Annotated in this window: 15 protein-coding genes, 3 tRNA genes, 3 rRNA genes and 1 pseudogene; 14 read left to right on the top strand and 8 right to left on the bottom strand. The window is 35.2% G+C overall.

Annotated elements, in window-relative coordinates; genetic code table 11:
- Nucleotides 1-621: 621 nt before the first annotated feature.
- The 5 genes from GQR95_RS02465 to rrf all read left to right on the top strand — a co-directional run bounded on the left by GQR95_RS02465 (nt 622) and on the right by rrf (nt 5,820).
- Nucleotides 622-2,141 (top strand): 16S ribosomal RNA (locus tag GQR95_RS02465).
- A gap of 91 nt (nt 2,142-2,232) precedes the next feature.
- Nucleotides 2,233-2,306: transfer RNA gene (locus GQR95_RS02460), tRNA-Ile, on the top strand.
- Nucleotides 2,307-2,404: 98 nt separating this feature from the next.
- Nucleotides 2,405-2,478, top strand: a tRNA-Ala gene (locus GQR95_RS02455).
- Nucleotides 2,479-2,668: 190 nt separating this feature from the next.
- A 23S ribosomal RNA gene (locus GQR95_RS02450) occupies nt 2,669-5,502 on the top strand.
- Nucleotides 5,503-5,713: 211 nt separating this feature from the next.
- Nucleotides 5,714-5,820: ribosomal RNA gene (gene rrf, locus GQR95_RS02445) — 5S ribosomal RNA — on the top strand.
- Together the 16S, 23S and 5S rRNA genes with 2 tRNA genes alongside form the textbook arrangement of a ribosomal RNA operon.
- A 622-nt stretch (nt 5,821-6,442) precedes the next feature.
- Here the strand turns inward: rrf and GQR95_RS02440 are convergent.
- Together GQR95_RS02440 and GQR95_RS02435 are read right to left on the bottom strand one after the other, a co-directional pair.
- Nucleotides 6,443-6,601: a hypothetical protein gene (locus GQR95_RS02440; RefSeq protein WP_159021639.1), complete on the bottom strand. Its 159-nt coding sequence runs from the start codon at nt 6,599-6,601 to the stop codon at nt 6,443-6,445.
- A gap of 17 nt (nt 6,602-6,618) precedes the next feature.
- On the bottom strand, nt 6,619-6,987 hold the full coding sequence (locus tag GQR95_RS02435; protein ID WP_159021638.1) for a GNAT family N-acetyltransferase: 369 nt from the start codon (nt 6,985-6,987) through the stop codon (nt 6,619-6,621).
- Between the two features lie 211 nt (nt 6,988-7,198).
- Between GQR95_RS02435 and GQR95_RS02430 the strand changes: the two genes are divergently transcribed.
- Together GQR95_RS02430 and GQR95_RS02425 are read left to right on the top strand one after the other, a co-directional pair.
- Complete coding sequence (locus GQR95_RS02430; RefSeq protein ID WP_159021637.1) at nt 7,199-7,624, top strand: GNAT family N-acetyltransferase; 426 nt, start codon at nt 7,199-7,201, stop codon at nt 7,622-7,624.
- 50 nt (nt 7,625-7,674) lie between these two features.
- Nucleotides 7,675-7,747: transfer RNA gene (locus GQR95_RS02425), tRNA-Gly, on the top strand.
- 229 nt (nt 7,748-7,976) lie between these two features.
- On the opposite strand, the gene pepE is transcribed toward GQR95_RS02425, so the two are convergent.
- A complete protein-coding gene (pepE, locus tag GQR95_RS02420; RefSeq protein ID WP_159021636.1) occupies nt 7,977-8,684 on the bottom strand; it encodes a dipeptidase PepE in 708 nt (235 codons plus the stop codon).
- Between the two features lie 110 nt (nt 8,685-8,794).
- Here pepE and GQR95_RS02415 point away from each other — a divergent pair, with 110 nt between their 5' ends.
- The 7 genes from GQR95_RS02415 to GQR95_RS02385 all read left to right on the top strand — a co-directional run bounded on the left by GQR95_RS02415 (nt 8,795) and on the right by GQR95_RS02385 (nt 15,255).
- Nucleotides 8,795-9,586, top strand: coding sequence for a carboxypeptidase-like regulatory domain-containing protein (locus GQR95_RS02415; protein ID WP_159021635.1), 792 nt, complete (start codon nt 8,795-8,797; stop codon nt 9,584-9,586).
- Nucleotides 9,587-9,663: 77 nt separating this feature from the next.
- Entirely contained in the window at nt 9,664-10,398 is a 735-nt protein-coding gene (locus tag GQR95_RS02410; RefSeq protein ID WP_159021634.1) for a hypothetical protein, read from the top strand.
- A 3-nt stretch (nt 10,399-10,401) separates the two neighbouring features.
- Complete coding sequence (locus GQR95_RS02405) at nt 10,402-11,199, top strand: carboxypeptidase-like regulatory domain-containing protein (RefSeq protein ID WP_159021633.1); 798 nt, start codon at nt 10,402-10,404, stop codon at nt 11,197-11,199.
- A 3-nt stretch (nt 11,200-11,202) separates the two neighbouring features.
- On the top strand, nt 11,203-11,955 hold the full coding sequence (locus GQR95_RS02400; protein ID WP_159021632.1) for a carboxypeptidase-like regulatory domain-containing protein: 753 nt from the start codon (nt 11,203-11,205) through the stop codon (nt 11,953-11,955).
- A 59-nt stretch (nt 11,956-12,014) separates the two neighbouring features.
- A complete protein-coding gene (locus GQR95_RS02395; RefSeq protein WP_159021631.1) occupies nt 12,015-12,518 on the top strand; it encodes a DUF6702 family protein in 504 nt (167 codons plus the stop codon).
- A gap of 62 nt (nt 12,519-12,580) precedes the next feature.
- Nucleotides 12,581-14,887 (top strand): M1 family metallopeptidase, encoded by a 2,307-nt coding sequence (locus GQR95_RS02390; RefSeq protein WP_159021630.1) that lies wholly within the window; start codon nt 12,581-12,583, stop codon nt 14,885-14,887.
- 80 nt (nt 14,888-14,967) lie between these two features.
- Nucleotides 14,968-15,255: a twin-arginine translocase TatA/TatE family subunit gene (locus GQR95_RS02385; protein WP_159021629.1), complete on the top strand. Its 288-nt coding sequence runs from the start codon at nt 14,968-14,970 to the stop codon at nt 15,253-15,255.
- On the opposite strand, the gene GQR95_RS02380 is transcribed toward GQR95_RS02385, so the two are convergent.
- The 5 genes and pseudogenes from GQR95_RS02380 to GQR95_RS02360 all read right to left on the bottom strand — a co-directional run bounded on the left by GQR95_RS02380 (nt 15,256) and on the right by GQR95_RS02360 (nt 19,464).
- Complete coding sequence (locus GQR95_RS02380) at nt 15,256-15,897, bottom strand: O-methyltransferase (protein ID WP_159021628.1); 642 nt, start codon at nt 15,895-15,897, stop codon at nt 15,256-15,258. It lies immediately after the preceding gene.
- 185 nt (nt 15,898-16,082) lie between these two features.
- Nucleotides 16,083-16,538, bottom strand: coding sequence for a hypothetical protein (locus tag GQR95_RS02375; RefSeq protein ID WP_159021627.1), 456 nt, complete (start codon nt 16,536-16,538; stop codon nt 16,083-16,085).
- A 1-nt stretch (nt 16,539) separates the two neighbouring features.
- Complete coding sequence (locus GQR95_RS02370) at nt 16,540-17,322, bottom strand: SDR family oxidoreductase (protein WP_159021626.1); 783 nt, start codon at nt 17,320-17,322, stop codon at nt 16,540-16,542.
- 234 nt (nt 17,323-17,556) lie between these two features.
- Nucleotides 17,557-18,211: pseudogene (gene msrA, locus GQR95_RS02365) on the bottom strand (peptide-methionine (S)-S-oxide reductase MsrA).
- A gap of 107 nt (nt 18,212-18,318) precedes the next feature.
- On the bottom strand, nt 18,319-19,464 hold the full coding sequence (locus GQR95_RS02360; protein WP_159021625.1) for an acyl-CoA dehydrogenase family protein: 1,146 nt from the start codon (nt 19,462-19,464) through the stop codon (nt 18,319-18,321).
- Between the last annotated feature and the right edge of the window lie 19 nt (nt 19,465-19,483).

The raw sequence follows: 19,483 nt of genomic DNA, 5'->3' as shown, positions 1-19,483 counted from the left end.
TCATATTCTTTATTGCTGAAGTAAATAAACCAGTATACTTGTAAACTGTGAAGACTTATAAAAAAGATTACACTCAACTACTTGATAGGTTATTGTTTAAGTTTTTTTTTGAAAATAATTACAGAAAAACTTTGCTCAGTTAGAATAAAAGAGTGTATATTTGCACCCGCTTAGCGAGGCAACTATGGTTGTTTAGTGAAGCAAAACGTTCATAAACAAGGCAATACTTTATCGGATTTAATTAATTTAAAAAAGAAAAATAAAAGCTTGTTATTAAACTAAAAGGTTGTATGTTTGCAGCCGCTAAAAAACGGTAACGTTTTTAGAAAAAAAAAAGTTCTTTAATTAGTGTTTGTTTGGAGTTGGAAAGGTTGCGAAACTGGACTAAAAAAAACTTCAAAAAAACATTGTGAGGAATAAAAAAGGGTTTTATATTTGCACCCGCTTAACGAGGCAACGAGTTAAGAAACACAGAGAAATAAGTTCATTAACATATTGAATTGACAGCGTAGATATTAACTGGAAACGGTTAATGTCAACAAAAAAAAGAATAGACCATTTTGAGTACCAAATTAATTCCATTAGTTGTTAAAAGTAATAGTGGAAACACTTAAAAATTTAACGATGAAGAGTTTGATCCTGGCTCAGGATGAACGCTAGCGGCAGGCCTAACACATGCAAGTCGAGGGGTAACATTGTGCTTGCACAGATGACGACCGGCGCACGGGTGCGTAACGCGTATGCAATCTACCTTTTACAGAGGAATAGCCCAGAGAAATTTGGATTAATGCCTTATAGTATATTTGAATGGCATCATTTAAATATTAAAGATTTATCGGTAAAAGATGAGCATGCGTTCTATTAGTTAGTTGGTGAGGTAACGGCTTACCAAGACAGCGATAGATAGGGGCCCTGAGAGGGGGATCCCCCACACTGGTACTGAGACACGGACCAGACTCCTACGGGAGGCAGCAGTGAGGAATATTGGACAATGGGCGAGAGCCTGATCCAGCCATGCCGCGTGCAGGAAGACTGCCCTATGGGTTGTAAACTGCTTTTATACAGGAAGAAACACTGCTACGTGTAGCAGCTTGACGGTACTGTAAGAATAAGGATCGGCTAACTCCGTGCCAGCAGCCGCGGTAATACGGAGGATCCAAGCGTTATCCGGAATCATTGGGTTTAAAGGGTCCGTAGGTGGATAATTAAGTCAGGGGTGAAATCTTGCAGCTCAACTGTAAAATTGCCTTTGATACTGGTTATCTTGAGTTATTATGAAGTAGTTAGAATATGTAGTGTAGCGGTGAAATGCATAGATATTACATAGAATACCAATTGCGAAGGCAGATTACTAATAATCAACTGACACTGATGGACGAAAGCGTGGGTAGCGAACAGGATTAGATACCCTGGTAGTCCACGCCGTAAACGATGGTTACTAGCTGTTCGGACTTCGGTCTGAGTGGCTAAGCGAAAGTGATAAGTAACCCACCTGGGGAGTACGTTCGCAAGAATGAAACTCAAAGGAATTGACGGGGGCCCGCACAAGCGGTGGAGCATGTGGTTTAATTCGATGATACGCGAGGAACCTTACCAGGGCTTAAATGTAGATTGACAGGACTAGAGATAGTTTTTTCTTCGGACAATTTACAAGGTGCTGCATGGTTGTCGTCAGCTCGTGCCGTGAGGTGTCAGGTTAAGTCCTATAACGAGCGCAACCCCTGTTGTTAGTTGCCAGCGAGTCATGTCGGGAACTCTAACAAGACTGCCAGTGCAAACTGTGAGGAAGGTGGGGATGACGTCAAATCATCACGGCCCTTACGTCCTGGGCTACACACGTGCTACAATGGTAGGGACAGAGAGCAGCCACTGGGCGACCAGGAGCGAATCTATAAACCCTATCACAGTTCGGATCGGAGTCTGCAACTCGACTCCGTGAAGCTGGAATCGCTAGTAATCGCATATCAGCCATGATGCGGTGAATACGTTCCCGGGCCTTGTACACACCGCCCGTCAAGCCATGGAAGCTGGAAGTGCCTGAAGTCCGTCACCGCAAGGAGCGGCCTAGGGTAAAGTCGGTAACTAGGGCTAAGTCGTAACAAGGTAGCCGTACCGGAAGGTGCGGCTGGAACACCTCCTTTCTAGAGAAAGACGACTATTGGATTTGAAAAAAAAGGAAAAGAGATTGTTTATTCTTAGCTGTTAATTTAAAATATAATTTATTATAGTTAGAGTCTCATAGCTCAGCTGGTTAGAGCGCTACACTGATAATGTAGAGGTCGGCAGTTCGAGTCTGCCTGAGACTACTAAATATAATAAAGAGGAAATTCTAGAAGCTAGATAATTACAGATTAGGAGTTAGTAATTGCTAATAACTAAAAACTAATTACTAGACACTAGTAATGGGGGATTAGCTCAGCTGGCTAGAGCGCCTGCCTTGCACGCAGGAGGTCATCGGTTCGACTCCGATATTCTCCACGATTCTATATTCTAAATATAGAAAAAAGTTCATTGACATATTGAAAAAGATACATAAAAATACATTTAAATAACGAATGTTTAGTATGCACGTATTAAACAGGAATTATTTAAAATAATAATAATTCGTTGTTAGTTAAAGTTTACGAGCTTTTAACTAATAACAAACTCATTAAAAAAGCAAAAAGTACAATAAGCTAAATAAGGGCGTATGGGGAATGCCTAGGCTCTCAGAGGCGATGAAGGACGTGATAAGCTGCGAAAAGCTGCGGGGATTGGCACATACAATTTGATCCGCAGATATCCGAATGGGGCAACCCACTATATTGAAGATATAGTATCCTTAGGGAAGCAAACCCGGAGAACTGAAACATCTAAGTACCCGGAGGAGAAGAAAACAAAAGTGATTCCGTAAGTAGCGGCGAGCGAACGCGGATTAGTCCAAACCAATGATGTTACGGCATTATTGGGGTTGTAGGACCACGACATTTGAACCATGATGAATTAGAACTGTTTGGAAAGACAGACCAAAGAGGGTGATAGTCCCGTATAGGTAAAGATTGGCAAGATAGTGGTATCCTGAGTAGTGCGGGGCACGTGAAACCCTGTGTGAATTTGGCGGGACCATCCGTTAAGACTAAATACTCCTGAGAGACCGATAGTGAACTAGTACCGTGAGGGAAAGGTGAAAAGAACCCTGAATAAGGGAGTGAAATAGATCCTGAAACCATACGCTTACAAGCGGTCGGAGCAACTTCGTGTTGTGACGGCGTGCCTTTTGCATAATGAGCCTACGAGTTACCGTTGCTAGCAAGGTTAAGTGATTAAGTCACGGATCCGTAGCGAAAGCGAGTCTGAATAGGGCGCTTTAGTTAGTAGTGGTAGACGCGAAACCGTGTGATCTACCCATGGGCAGGTTGAAGCTGTAGTAACATACAGTGGAGGACCGAACCGGTTGACGTTGAAAAGTCTTCGGATGACCTGTGGGTAGGGGTGAAAGGCCAATCAAACTCGGAAATAGCTCGTACTCCCCGAAATGCATTTAGGTGCAGCGTTGATTTATAGTTTTATAGAGGTAGAGCTACTGATTGGATGCGGGGGCTTCACCGCCTACCAATTCCTGACAAACTCCGAATGCTATAAAATGTTGATCAGCAGTGAGGGCATGGGTGCTAAGGTCCATGTCCGAGAGGGAAAGAACCCAGACCATCAGCTAAGGTCCCCAAATATATGTTAAGTTGAAAAAACGCGGTTGAATTGCTTTGACAGCTAGGATGTTGGCTTGGAAGCAGCCATTCATTTAAAGAGTGCGTAACAGCTCACTAGTCGAGCGATTCGGCATGGATAATAATCGGGCATAAACATATTACCGAAGCTATGGATTTATAATTTATTATAACTGGTAGGGGAGCATTCTATTTGTGTAGAAGGTGTACTGTGAGGTATGCTGGAACGGATAGAAAAGAAAATGTAGGCATAAGTAACGATAATGCGGGCGAGAAACCCGCACTCCGAAAGACTAAGGTTTCCTCAGCTATGCTAATCAGCTGAGGGTTAGTCGGGACCTAACGCGAACCCGAAAGGGGTAGTGGATGGACAACAGGTTAATATTCCTGTACCTGCTCTTACTAAAAGTGACGGAGGCGTAAATTTGGTGCGAACTGACGGAATAGTTCGTTGAAGGATGTGGTAACACTCCGATAGTACACTGAGACTACGGTCAAGGTGATAATCCAGAAAAGCGACTTCCAAGAAAAGCGAAAGAAGCAGCCCGTACCCTAAACCGACACATGTAGTTGGGATGAGAATTCTAAGGAGCTCGAGAGATTCATGGTTAAGGAACTAGGCAAAATAGACCCGTAACTTCGGGAGAAGGGTCGCCCCACTTCGGTGGGGCCGCAGTGAAAAGGTCCAGGCGACTGTTTATCAAAAACACAGGGCTATGCTAAATTGAAAGATGACGTATATGGCCTGACACCTGCCCGGTGCTGGAAGGTTAAATGGTGGGCTTAGAGGTTTACCTCGACGGTCTAAAATGAAGCCCCAGTAAACGGCGGCCGTAACTATAACGGTCCTAAGGTAGCGAAATTCCTTGTCGGGTAAGTTCCGACCTGCACGAATGGTGCAACGATCTGGACACTGTCTCAACCATGAGCTCGGTGAAATTGTAGTATCGGTGAAGATGCCGATTACCCGCAGTGGGACGAAAAGACCCCGTGCACCTTTACTATAGCTTAGTATTGGTTTTGGATAAGTAATGTGTAGGATAGGTGGGAGACTTTGAAGCGGCATCGCTAGGTGTTGTGGAGTCATTGTTGAAATACCACCCTTTGCTTATCTAGAGCCTAACCTTCAACGAAGGGACAGTGCTTGGTGGGTAGTTTGACTGGGGTGGTCGCCTCCAAAAGAGTAACGGAGGCTTCTAAAGGTTCCCTCAGCACGGTTGGTAATCGTGCGTAGAGTGCAATGGCATAAGGGAGCTTGACTGAGAGACCTACAAGTCGATCAGGTACGAAAGTAGAGCATAGTGATCCGGTGGTTCCGTATGGAAGGGCCATCGCTCAAAGGATAAAAGGTACGCCGGGGATAACAGGCTGATCTCCCCCAAGAGCTCATATCGACGGGGGGGTTTGGCACCTCGATGTCGGCTCGTCACATCCTGGGGCTGGAGAAGGTCCCAAGGGTTGGGCTGTTCGCCCATTAAAGTGGCACGCGAGCTGGGTTCAGAACGTCGTGAGACAGTTCGGTCTCTATCTACTGTGGGCGTTAGAAATTTGAGTGGATCTGTTCCTAGTACGAGAGGACCGGAATGGACAAACCTCTGGTGTATCTGTTGTTCCGCCAGGAGCATTGCAGAGTAGCTACGTTTGGAAGGGATAAGCGCTGAAAGCATATAAGCGCGAAACCCACCACAAGATGAGATTTCTTTAAAGGGTCGTGGGAGATGACCACGTTGATAGGCTATAGGTGTAAAGACAGTAATGTCATAGCCGAGTAGTACTAATAACCCATAGGCTTATTGTATAAAAGCCCCCTCTGACTTTATAGTAATATAGAGGACAGGTATTTGAAAAGATACTGAGGGGCGCATTGTTTTTTTACAGAGTATAACAGAATTATTATAAGTAGTATTTTTAAAATAAAGACGATTATCGTCCTTTTTCAATATGTTAAGATATTTGCGCAAGAGCGCGGTTGATTAGATTGTATATGATACAACTAACGATCAACAATTTAAGGTGATTATTGCGATGGGGCTCACCTCTTACCATTCCGAACAGAGAAGTTAAGCCCATTAGCGCCGATGGTACTGCATTGTGGGAGAGTAGGACGTTGCCTTTTTTAATTAAATCCTGAACATGAATTTGTTCAGGATTTTTTTTGTTTATACCCCAAATAATTTAACTCCTGGATTATTACCTTTAATACTTCTGATTACTCCTTATTATCTTTTTTATAGCACTCCCTCTAGAACCTCTTTGATTCTTCATTTATTATCTAAAGATCAATTAATCTTTCTGAATGTTCTTTATGCTTAGTCAAACATGAAGGTCATACATAGAGTAATTACTCTATCTTATTAGAATTAATTACTAATACTTCAAATGACATCATTCTCTAGTGTGTTGAGTTGTTACACAGATTTTTTACTATCATTATTAGTTATAGTATCACCTTATTGTAAACCTTTTCTGCTTAATTAATTTTAGAGCTTTTAATCATGTTTCATTTAATTTTAATAAGAATAGACATCATTTATTTAAGACAGCTTTAACCGCTATCTATATTGCTATATATTAAATTATGATTGGTTATTATAAACTTGTTTTAATATACTAATCCTATTCTGTATTTTTTTATTCTACACCCTTTAAATAATGTAATGATGCTGAACAATATTAATGGATGAGATTCCTTTCTGTTTACTTTTAATAACATTATACATCATTTATATGAGATTGATTTAATGTGTGTTTTTATGGCTATATATTAGATTATGATAGGTGGTTATAAAACTATTATAATCAGCTTTACTAAGTAATTCTGGGTATGAAAGTAAATTTAATGAAATTGATTTTGTAGATTCTTGTAATGCTGGTTGTACATATTTATAGGCATTCATTTTAAAACCTATTTGTATTATAAAAATGAGATACGTCTTTTTTGAATATTCGTAATTGAAGGTTCTACTTCCAGGAGTGTTGGTTTAGATTGGTCTTGGTTTAGAAAATGATTTATTATAATATTTCCTAACCCTTTATTTTGTAATTCAGGAACTATTGCAATATGTTCTATATATCTTAATGTTTCAAAATTCCACCAGAATAGAATACCTATATGTTTATTTTCTATATAAATACTTTCACAATGGTATGCTTTAAGTTTAAGAATATGAATTTGCCCGTTAAGGTTTCGTCTTTCGTTTTCAGGAAATGCATTATTATACAATTGCCAAGCTTTTTCAAAAAATGGATTTGTAATTGTTTTTAGCTGCTTGTAATTTATCATTGTTATTTTATGACTTTGTTTTTATAATGTATTACCTGTATATTCTATTATAAAAATAACTAATTACTTTATTAATCAATTCCGATTCTAAAATTAACTTTATTTAATTAATAAAAATTAGGCACTTAAATTTTTATGTTTTACTTATTAGATTGATAATTTAAACTTGATTAAGTTTACAGTTTAAAAAACACAAATTAATTACAGATATATGGAGCTAATATATAGACAACTTCAGAAGCATGAATTATCAGAAATAATTCCATTAATGCAAAAATTCACAAATAATAAACATTCGGATGCACTTTTAATTGAACGTTTTTCAGAAATGTTTGAGCAAAATTATGAATGTATAGGTGTTTTTAGTGACAATGTTTTGATAGGAATTTGTGGTTTATGGTTTTCAACACGTCATTATAGTGGGCGTAGCGTAGAGATTGATCACGTTTATATTGATGATAATTATAGAAGTAAAGGTGTTGGTAAACAGTTTTTTAGTTGGATTTACGAGTATACTAAGGGAAAAGGATGTGAAGCAGCAGAGTTAAATACTTATGTACAGAACCATCCTTCGCACAAATTTTATTACAATGAAGGCTTCAATATATTGGGGTATCACTTTTTGAAAAAAATGTAAATTTTTCTTGGATACTAATATATGATTTATGTATATTTGCACCCGGTAATGCGAGAGTAGCTCAGTTGGTAGAGCGTCAGCCTTCCAAGCTGAATGTCGCCGGTTCGAACCCGGTCTCTCGCTCAAAAGGCTTCATCTTTAGATGAAGCCTTTTTTTTATACCCTAAAATGAATGATTTACTTTTATAAAGTTCTCTTTATTGTTTACAATCAAATAAAAGTATATAAATAGGTTAACAATAAACTTGTGTTTTGATTGTGTATCTTTCAATTTATACTCTAAAATTCATTCATAAAAAAAGGGACTATAAAAGTCCCCTCTGTAATACATATTTGATATAAGTATATATTTCTAATTTAATTTATTTAAATCATTTCCAGGCTCTAATTCATAAGGCGCAAGACTATGCTTAAATATTCTGGCAGATAATGTCCCTTTTAAAATAATATGATCTCCTTTTACGTCTAACCAGCTACCTTCTCTTAATCCTACAACGGGTTGTGTATTATAACACATGAATTCTTTAATTCTTGTTTCCCTAGTTTCTCCCATATGTTTGCTACCATTATCAGGATCTAAGTAATGCGGATTAATATTAAACGGAACTAACCCCAAGGTTTTGAAACTTGGCGGATATACTATAGGCATATCGTTTGTTGTATTCATTGTTAAACCACAAATATTACTACCGGCACTTGTTCCTAAATAAGGCGTCCCATTATTAACAGCATGTGTTATAGCTTGCATAGCTCCAACTTTATATAATTGACTTACTAATACAAAAGTATTTCCTCCTCCAACAAAAATAGCTTCTGCTTTTGTAATTGCTTCACTAGGAGTTTTAAAAGTATGTAAGCCAACAATATTAATATTAATTTTTGCGAAAGCTTCTTTAGCTTTTTCAGTGTAATCATCGTGAGTTATTCCTCCTGGTCTAGCATAAGGAACAAATAATATAGTTTTTACAGTACTAAAATGAGACTGTAATTCTTCTAAAAGATAGTCTAAGTACGAACTACCAAAAACTGTAGATGTACTGGCAATAATCATATTTTTCATGGTCGTTAATTTAGTGTAAATTTAGGTAATACGTAGTTTTAACAAAAATTTAAATGGCATGAATAAATTAATAGGGTGTTATGTTATTAACTTTATTGAAAATATACCTAATGAAAAAACAGTTGCTTATTTTATTTACGTTGCTTTCAGTAGGAGCTTTAACAGCTCAGAATATTGATCGTGTAAAAATTTCTGGACGTATAGTTGTAACTGATTCAGATGATGTTGAGGGTGTTACCGTATACAACTCATCTACCAATAAAGGAACCGTTACAAATAAAGATGGTGACTTTATAATTGAAGCTGGTGCATTAGATGCTATAGAAATCTCTTCATTACAGTTTGACGATATACATCTTAAGATAGACGATCAGGTTCTAAAGTCTAAACAATTAACTGTTTTCCTTGTAGAACACGTTAACCGACTAAACGAGGTGGTTATATTTCCGTTTGGTTTAACGGGAGTTTTATATGAAGATCTTAAAAAAATAAAAACATTTAGTGCAGACTTAGAAGGTATTAATTTTGGTATTGGAGATATTACGGCGTATGTGTTTCCTGATGATTATCATTCTGCAGCAGATATGAGTCTTTTAAAGCAAGGAGAGTATTATAATGGTATGAATATAGTTGCTATTGCAGATACCTTTTTAAAACCATTATTTAAGAAGAAAGAAACTAAAACAGATAAAGTGATTAAAAAGACCGAAGAAAACTTAGGGCTTCGTGGTATATATTCTCATAATTTTATTGTTGAAAATTTTGAAATTCCAGCTTCTAAGGTTGAAGATTTTATAAACTATGTCGATTTAAACATCGATCCAGTTCTGTTGCAATCCGGACAAGAAATGAAGCTAATAGAATATCTTTCTAAAGCAAGTAAGGCATTCTTAGCTCAATAAAATGAAGAATTATACATTTTTTATTGTCGGATTGTCGGTTTTATTGGTTGTTTTTTAGTACAAATTCTTATTCTCAAATGGTTTCCATAGTTGGAGAAGTTAGAGGAGCAGATGATGTCGAAAATATACATGTTATTAATAAAACATCTAAAACATACACCATAACAGACAAGAATGGAGGGTTTACAATTCCTGTTAAACTTAATGATACATTACAATTTTCTTCAATACAATATAATCATTTAGAAGTAATAATAGATAAATATGCTATTTCTAATAAAGCAATAAGAGTAGATCTAGAAGAATTGATTAATGCTTTAGACGAAGTTATTGTAGGTAATATTTTAACAGGAAATTTAATGTTAGATATGGAAAACGCGACAGATGCAGATGGATATAATTTTTATACTGTTGGTATTGCTGGGCTTACAGGTAAAATGAGAACAAAAGAAGAAGAACGTTATTATCAATCCAAACAATTTAAGCCTTCAATAGCTCTAGGAGGAGCAGGAGCTTCTTTTCCTGTTAATTCGGTAATAAATGGACTTACTGGAAAAACAAAAATGCTAAAAAAGTATGTTAGAATGCAGCATAATGATAATCTTGTTTCAGAAATAAGAGACCAAATATCTGTTGTGTTTTTTAGTGAACATCCTTTAGATGAAGATTATAGAATGGATTTTTGGTATTTCTGTGCAGACGATCCTAGCTTTCAAACGCACTGTAAGGGCAAAATGGATGATGAAACTATCGTCTTTTTAAATAATAAATATATTGAATACCTAAGGAATATAAATTCAACTTCAAATTAAATAATGAAAGTACCATTCTTGTTATGTTGTTTTTTAGGAAGTGTTTCTTTTGTTAATGCTCAAAGTTTAGAAACTATTTCTGGAACTGTAACAGGAGATGATGATATTGAAAATATACATGTTATCAATAAAACATCTAAACGTTTTACAACTACAAATGCTAAAGGTGCTTTTTTTATAGCTGCTAAACTTCACGATACAATTGTGTTTTCTGCCATTCAATACACGACACAAGAAATTATAATAGATGCTTCTATCCTTACAAGTAAAAGTATGCATGTGAACCTTAATGAAGAAGTTAATCAATTAAGGGAAGTTATTGTTGGGAAGATCTTAACTGGTAATTTAATGCTTGATATAGGAAACGCGACAGAAAAACCAGACATTAATTTTTACGATGTAGGTATTCCTGGTTACATGGGAAAACGTAAAACGCAACAAGAAAGATTGTTACAAGAAGCGGGGGAGTTTAAACCCAAAATGTTATTAGGTGTAATTGGAGGGGCTATTCCTATAAATCCCATAATAAATGGATTAACAGGCAGGACTAAAATGTTAAAAGAGCATGTTGCCATGGAACGTAGTAGCGATCTTATAACAAAAATAAGACAACGTCTTTCTCTTGTTTTTTTTAGTGAGCATCCGTTAGATGAAAATAATAGGATGGATTTTTGGTATTTCTGTTCCAAAGATTCAAATTTCCTCACACGATGTAAAGGAAAAAGAGATGTTGAAATTTTAGCGTATATTAACGCTAAATATATTCAGTACATTAATAACCTGAATTCAACTTCCAATTAAATAATGAAAGTACCATTCTTGTTATGTTGTTTTTTAGGAAGTATGTCTTTAGTTAATGCTCAAAGTTTAGAAACAATTTCTGGAACAGTAACAGGAGAAGATGATATTGAAAATATTCATGTTATAAACAAAACCTCTAAGCGTTTTACAACAACAAATGCTAATGGCGCTTTTTTTATAGCAGCCAAACTTCACGATACAATTGTATTTTCTGCTATTCAATACACCACACAAGAAATTATAATAGATGTTCCTATTCTTACAAGTAAAAGTATGCATGTGAACCTTAATGAAGAAGTTAATCAATTAAACGAAGTTATTGTTGGGAAAATCTTAACTGGTAATTTAATGCTTGATATAGGAAACGCTACAGGAGAGCCTGAAATTAATTTTTACGATGTAGGTATTCCTGGTTATATGGGAAAAAGAGCCACAAAAGCCGAACGGCAGTTAAGCCAGGCAAAATCAGGGATTTTACATACTGTAGCTAACGGAATATCCGGGCGAACAAAAATGCTTAAAGCACACGTAGCTTTAGAAAAAAACGATAAACTTATAACTCAAATAAGGCAACGATTATCAGACGATTTCTTTAGTGAGCATCCTTTAAGTGAATTTAAACAGATGGATTTCTGGTATTTCTGTTCAGAGTCTCCAGATTTTATAACCAGGTGTAAGACACGTAAGGATATAGAAATTTTACAATACTTAAATGAAAAGTACGCTGTATACATTAAGAATATTAAATCAGAATAAATCAATAGAACGTTAAGAACCTTGGTAAATTAGTTACATTTATAATCAAAAAAACACAAATGAAAGCCTTTAACTATTATCTTTTATTATTTTTAGTGCCCTTATTGGCATTTACAACCGCACATAAATACTATGTAAGTATTACTGAAGTGCATTACGTTAAAGAGAAACAATCGGTACAAATTATTACTAGAATTTTTATAGATGATTTAGAAAAATTGGTCCGCGAACGTTTTGATGAATCTATCACTTTAGCAGGAAAAAACGAATCGGATAAGGTAGATTATTATTTAGAAAAATATCTTACAGAGAAAATTCAAATAAAAATTAATGGCAAACCTGCTGTTTTACAATTTATAGGGAAGGAGTATGATAACGATATTGCAATATGCTATATCGAAATTCCTAAAATAGATCATATTTCAGAAATAGAAGTAAAAAACAAAGTGTTGTACGATATTTTCGAAGAGCAGCAAAATGTTGTTCGCCTAGATATAAATGGTAAGAAAAAAAGTTTTATTCTAATAAAAGAGAATGATAAAGGATTGTTAAAATTAGATTAAACTTCTGTATCACACATAAAAGTACTATTTTTCCAATCCAATTATTTCCAAACAAAAAAAATATGAAAAGACTAAAGTACCTAATTCTTTCTGCCGTTTTTATTTCGGCAAGCGTCATGGCGCAAGAGCAAAGTCAGCCCGAACGTGAGCAAGGGCACACAAACACTAACAAATTTAAGCAATTATACGACGAGTTTTCAACTCCTAATATGTTCCGTTCTGCATCTGGTGCACCAGGTCCAGCTTATTATCAGCAACAAGCTGATTATAATATGGATATTAAGTTAGACGATAAAAATGCTAAAATTTCAGGTTTCGAAACTATTACGTACACAAATAACTCTCCAGACGTTTTAAAATATTTATGGGTGCAGTTAGATCAAAATATGCGTGCAAAAGATTCTAAAACACCACTTATTGAAGGCGGAGGAGTCGCTGCGGCACAACAACCTGCAGGATTTGTATCTAATTATATGAAAGAGCCTTTTGATGGAGGTTTTAACATTCAAGGCGTTAAAGATACATCAGGTAAAGATTTACAACACATGATTAATAGAACGATGATGCGTGTAGAATTACCTGAACCATTAAAGTCTGGCGAAAAATATTCTTTTACAATAAAATGGTGGTATAATATTAATAACCATGTAGATGGTCGTGGCCGTTCAGGATACGAGTATTTCCCTGAAGATGGAAACAGAGCTTATGTTATCGCGCAATTCTATCCAAGAATGGCTGTATATAGTGATGTAGAAGGATGGCAAAACTCTCAATTCTGGGGGCGTGATGAATTCGCTTTACCTTTCGGAAATTTTGAAGTTAACATTACTGTTCCTGCAGATCATATTTTAGATGGAACAGGAAAATTAATGAATAGAAAAGAAGTCTTTTCTAAAACCATGATGAAACGTTACAATAAAGCTCAGAAATCTTATAAAGAGCCTGTTGTAATTGTAACTCAAGAGGAAGCAGAAGCTGCAGAAAAGCAGTTTAGTAATAAAACAAAAACATGGAAGTTATATGCAGAAAATGTACGTGACTTTGGTTTTGCTACTTCAAGAAAATTTATTTGGGACATGATGGCTGTTAAAATTGGTGGTAAAAACATCATGGCAGTATCTATGTATCCTAAAGAAGGAAACCCATTATGGGAAGAATGGTCTACTAAAGCTGTTGCAAGTACGTTAAAATCGTATTCTAAAATGACTTTCGATTATCCTTACAATAAAGCAATATCTGTACACGCTAAAAATCAAGGTATGGAATACCCAATGATTTGTTGGAATTACGGGCGTCCAGATAAAGAAGGTAAATACACAGATAGAATTAAATTTGGAATGATAAGTGTGATTATTCACGAAGTAGGACACAACTTCTTTCCTATGATTGTAAATAGTGACGAGCGCCAATGGACATGGATGGACGAAGGTTTAAATACGTTTACACAATATATTGCAGAGCAAGATTTTGGTAAAGCATATCCAAGTGCATTATCTCCAGGACAAACAGCTTACCCTTCAAGAAGAGGTCCTGCTGCTAAAATAGTACCTTACATGGGAGGCGATCAAGATTTTATTGCTCCAATCATGACAAAAGGTTTAAATACTTACCAATTTGGTAACAATGCTTATGCTAAACCAGCAACAGCCTTAAATATATTAAGAGAAACAGTAATGGGACATGAGTTATTTGACTATGCGTATAGTGAATATGCTCACCGTTGGATGTTTAAACACCCAACACCAGAAGATTTCTTTAGAACAATGGAAGATGCTTCAGCTATCGATTTAGATTGGTTCTGGAGAGGCTGGTTCTACACTACAGATTATGTAGACATAGGAATAAAAGGTGTTAAGAAATACTATGTATCTTCAGAAGTTAATGAAGAAACTAAAGCACAAGCTAAACGCTACGGTATGGAAGTTAGCGATTTACCACCTTTAGTATTTATGGTTGAAGAAGATAGTCCAGAGTACAAAGCGACTCTTAAAGACGGAAGTGCTGTAGATAACTCTACGACATTAAAAGAATTTATTATGGATAATTTTACGCCAGAAGAACGTAAAAGTTTAAAAGAGCCCAAATATTTCTATAACGTAACTTTCGAAAAACCAGGCGGATTAGTAATGCCAATTATTGTAGAGTATACATACGCAGATGGAACATCTAAAACAGAAACCTATCCAGCACAAATATGGAGACTTAACGATAAAGAAGTTAGTAAATCAATAGGTTCAGATAAAGAAATCGTAAGTATTAAGGCAGATCCAAATCTTGAAACTGCCGATGTAGATACTTCAAATAACTCTTGGCCAAAAGAAACTAAACCAAGTGAATTTGACGCTTTTAAAGCAAAAACAAAAAATTAAATAAAAACATTATGTTAAAGCCAACTTTTTTAAGTTGGCTTTTTTTATTTTTGTATTCAAACACTTAGTATATTTACATCGTGATACAACAACCTATATTTTTATTTATCAGTGGCGCAGAAATAATGTTCGTATTATTTATTGTTGTCATGGTCTTCGGTGCCGATAAGGTGCCTGAAATTGCACGTGGTTTAGGAAAAGGCATGAAAGAAATTAAAAATGCCACTAGCGACATTAAGCAAGAAATAACAAAAACGGCCAATAAAAGCGGTTTAGACACTTCTGTGACTAAAGATGTTCAAGACCAATTAAAGAAAGTAAAAGACGATTTAGAAGACTTTACAGGGTCTGTTCGTCGTAATATGTAATTACTTTTTTCTGCTAATTGTTAATCCATCGCGAACAGACAGTAATACTGTTTCAATTCTAGGATCCTCTTTTAAAAGTGTATTATACTCTAAAACAGCTTTTGTAGATTTATCTTTATGATTTAAAGGCTCTATTACTTTTCCACTCCAAAGTACATTATCAGACAAAATTACACCACCAGATTTTAATCTGTCCACAATTAAATTAAAGTAATTAGGGTAATTTTCCTTGTCTGCATCAATAAAAACCAAATCAAACGTTTCTTTAAATTCAGGAATAATATCTATAGCACTTCCTAAATACTGGTGTATTTGAGGTCCAAATTCAGAAGCATCAAAATATTTTTTCTGAAAATCGTAAAGCTCCTCATTCACATCTATAGTATGTAAACTACCACCTTTTTGTAAACCTTCAGCCAAACACAAAGCAGAATAGCCTGTGTATGTACCTATTTCTAGAATATTTTTAGGATGTATTAATTTAGAAATCATACTTAAAATACGTCCTTGGTAATGCCCACTAAGCATACGTGGCTGCAATATTTTCTGGTAGGTTTCTCGCGTTAATTGCTTTAATAATTCAGGCTCGTCTTCTGTATGTTTAACCACATAATCGTCCAGTTCTTGAGGTATAAAATGCATGTTTTAAAATTATAAGCGTTACTTCTATTTTGTATTTGAGCGTTACTGGTGTTTATTAAAAAACATAAACACCAGTCGGGCTTTACGCTATATCTTTTTTAATTCCAAAATATTAAAAAAGGATGCCGCTGCAATCCCTAACGCAAAACACCTAGGATGTTAATAATAAACGGAATCTTTAAAAACTATAACCCCTTTGTTGTATAATCACGAATCTCGATCTTTTTTCCGCGTCTTAAAAATAAATCTAAAATCTCGTAAGGCGATTTTTTCATATCTATAGTTACATAAATTTGATATGCAGGTTTTAAACCCTTTTTACGTTCTTTATAAATAGTACGTTCATACCAAACTATAGTAGATTCGTCTTCTATTTTAGATGTACTTTGTTTAGAAACTTCACTTCTAGGGTACTTCATAGAAAGCGATGTAGATTCAATATTTAAGTATATTTTATCAATCATTTCATCATTAAAAATATTTGCAATTACAGCATCAGGTTGTCCGTAATTAATCCAGTTTACAACTTGTTCTATTGTACGGAGTTCATCAATTCCTGCATTTGTAACATTCTTAATTTGATATTGAGCGTGAATCTGAAGTGTCATTAAAAAGATAAAACCACTTAAAAAATATTTCATATTATAAACTTTTAATACGTCCACCATCAACCGGAAGATTAATACCATTAATATAACTAGCTTGCTCGCTGGCAAGAAAGACAATGGCATTTGCAATTTCTTCTGGTTTAGCAAAACGATGAACAGGAATAGATTTTGCAGAAGATTTTATAATTTCGTCTACGGGTTCTCCTGTTATTTTTGATGTATTTTTAAGAAGGTCGAATAAGCGATTTGTTGCTGTAGATCCTGGAAGTACATTGTTAACCGTAATTCCAAAACATCCTAATTCGTTAGATAGTGTTTTACTCCAACTAGCTACAGCACCACGAATGGTATTACTAACACCAAGCTCGTCTATAGGTTGTTTTACAGAAGTAGAAATTATATTTATAATTCTACCATATCCAGCTTTCTTCATAAAAGGGACTACAGTTTGTGCAAGTACATGATTACATTTTAAGTGTTGTGTAAAAGCAATTTCAAACGCATCTAATGTAGCAGTAAAGACAGGTCCTGCAGTTGGTCCTCCTGTATTATTTACCAAAATATGGAATCCGTGTTGTTTAGTACAAAAAGTTTCTAATTTTTCTTTTAAAGCCGTTGGGTCAGAAAAATCTGCAACAATATAGTTGTGTAATTCTGGGTTTGGTAATTCAGAACAAACTTGTTTTAGTTTGTTTTCGTTTCGTGCTACTAGTGTAACATTTGCTCCTTCTTCAGCTAAAAGTTTAGCTGTTGCTTTTCCTATACCAGATGTGCTTCCGCAAACCAAAGCATATTTATTTTTTAAATTGAAATTCATATTAAAATATAGTTTTTAAACACTACAAAAATAAGCATTAAAACCTCAAGTTCTTAAAAGTTGGCATGAGTTTAAGTCTATAAAAAAAAGCGCTTCAATAGTCAATTACTATTGAAGCGCTTATCATATATATAGACGCGTTACGCGGAATGGTTATACTTTATATACGTTTGTTTTCCCGATTTAGACGTCGTTATAGTATATAAAAGGTTAATATATTAGTGTTTAGCTATTTTATTTTAATAATTGAGGGAATTTAGCTTTAAAAGCATTAAGTCTTGGAATAGATACATTTTGTATATATCCATTGTCTGGATGATGCTTTTTGTAATCTTGATGATAAGCTTCTGCTTTCCAAAATTTTTGAAATGGATATATTTCGGCATCAACTTTTTTTATTTAATACCTTTTCTAGTTCCGATTTCTTTTTAAGAATAATTTGCTTTTGTGCTTCATTCTGATAAAATATAATAGAACGGTATTGAGACCCATGATCTGGCCCTTGCCCATTAACCTGAGTTGGATCTTAACCAAAATACACATCGACTAAGCTGTCAAAGGTTATTTTTGTAGGATCGTAAATAACTTCAACAGACTCTGCATGCCCTGTTCTACCAGTATTACTTGCCTTGTAAGTTGGGTTTTTTGTATGTCCGCCAGAATATCCAGAAACAACTTCTTTTACACCCTTAACACTTTCGTAAATAGACTCTACACACCAAAAACATCCGCTAGCAAAATAGGCACGTGCTTCATGTTTAGTCATTTTAACTTCTACAGGTTGTGCATTTTTAATAGCATCCTGTTCTGGATTAGTTTGGGCTTCGTTTTTACAGCTAAAAGCTAAAATAGCTGTAAGTGTAAGTATAGATAATTTTATAGATTGCATATTTGTTTTTTTGAGTAAGTCGAATTTATTTTAGTTACATAACTAATAAAGCATAAAAAAACTCTAACCTTTAGATTAGAGTTTTTAAAAGGTTAGATTATAATTAATTATTCAGCATCTATAATACTTCTAGAAATCACTATTTTCTGAATTTCTGAAGTTCCTTCATAAATCTGAGTAATTTTCGCATCACGCATTAAACGCTCTACATGGTAGTCTTTAACAAAACCGTTTCCGCCATGAATTTGTACAGCTTCTACAGTGGTATCCATTGCTACTTGCGAAGCATATAATTTAGCCATGGCTCCAGAAATGGTATAATCTTTTTTATTGTCTTTGTCCCAAGCCGCTTTTAAGCATAAATAACGTGCAGCTTCAATTTGTGTAGCCATATCTGCCAGTTTAAATGCAATTGCTTGATGGTTACAGATTTCTGTGCCAAATGTTTTACGTTGTTTAGAATATTTTAAAGCTAATTCGTAAGCACCAGAAGCAATCCCTAATGCTTGGCAAGCAATACCAATACGGCCACCTGCAAGTGTTTTCATTGCGAATTTAAATCCGAAACCATCTTCGCCAATTCTATTCTCTTTAGGGATTTTTACGTCGTTAAATAATAAAGAGTGTGTATCGCTTCCTCGAATACCAAGTTTGTCTTCTTTAGGACCAACATCAAAACCTTCCCATCCTTTTTCAATTATAAAACCATTTATACCTTTATGTTTCTTGTCTAAATGTGTTTGAGCAATAACAATATAAAAATCGGCAGTACCACCATTTGTAATCCAATTTTTTGTACCATTTAATAGGTAATACTCATCATGCTCTATGGCTGTTGTTTTTTGAGATGTTGCATCGCTTCCTGCTTCAGGTTCACTTAAACAGAAGGCGCCTAAAGCAGTCCCTCTAGCTAATTTTGTTAAATATTTTTGTTTTAGGTCTTCGCTTGCATAATGTTCCAGTCCCCAGCATACCAGAGAATTATTTACAGACATTACAACAGAAGCAGAAGCATCTATTTTAGATATTTCTTCCATTGCTAACAAATAAGAAATAGTATCTAGGCCACTTCCTCCGTATTTAGGATCTACCATCATTCCTAAAAAACCGAGTTCGCCCATTTTTTTTATTTGTGCGTTAGGGAATTCTTGTTTATTATCGCGTTCAATTACTCCTGGTAATAATTCTGTTTGGGCAAAATTACGAGCAGCATCGCGAATCATAATGTGTTCTTCAGTTAGGTTGAAATTCATGATAATTTACAATTAGTTG

It is taken from the genome of Formosa sp. L2A11, assembly GCF_009796865.1.
Classification (GTDB): domain Bacteria; phylum Bacteroidota; class Bacteroidia; order Flavobacteriales; family Flavobacteriaceae; genus Formosa.
The sequence above is the reverse complement of the archived record's forward strand: the minus strand, read 5'-3'. Positions and strand labels throughout refer to the sequence as shown.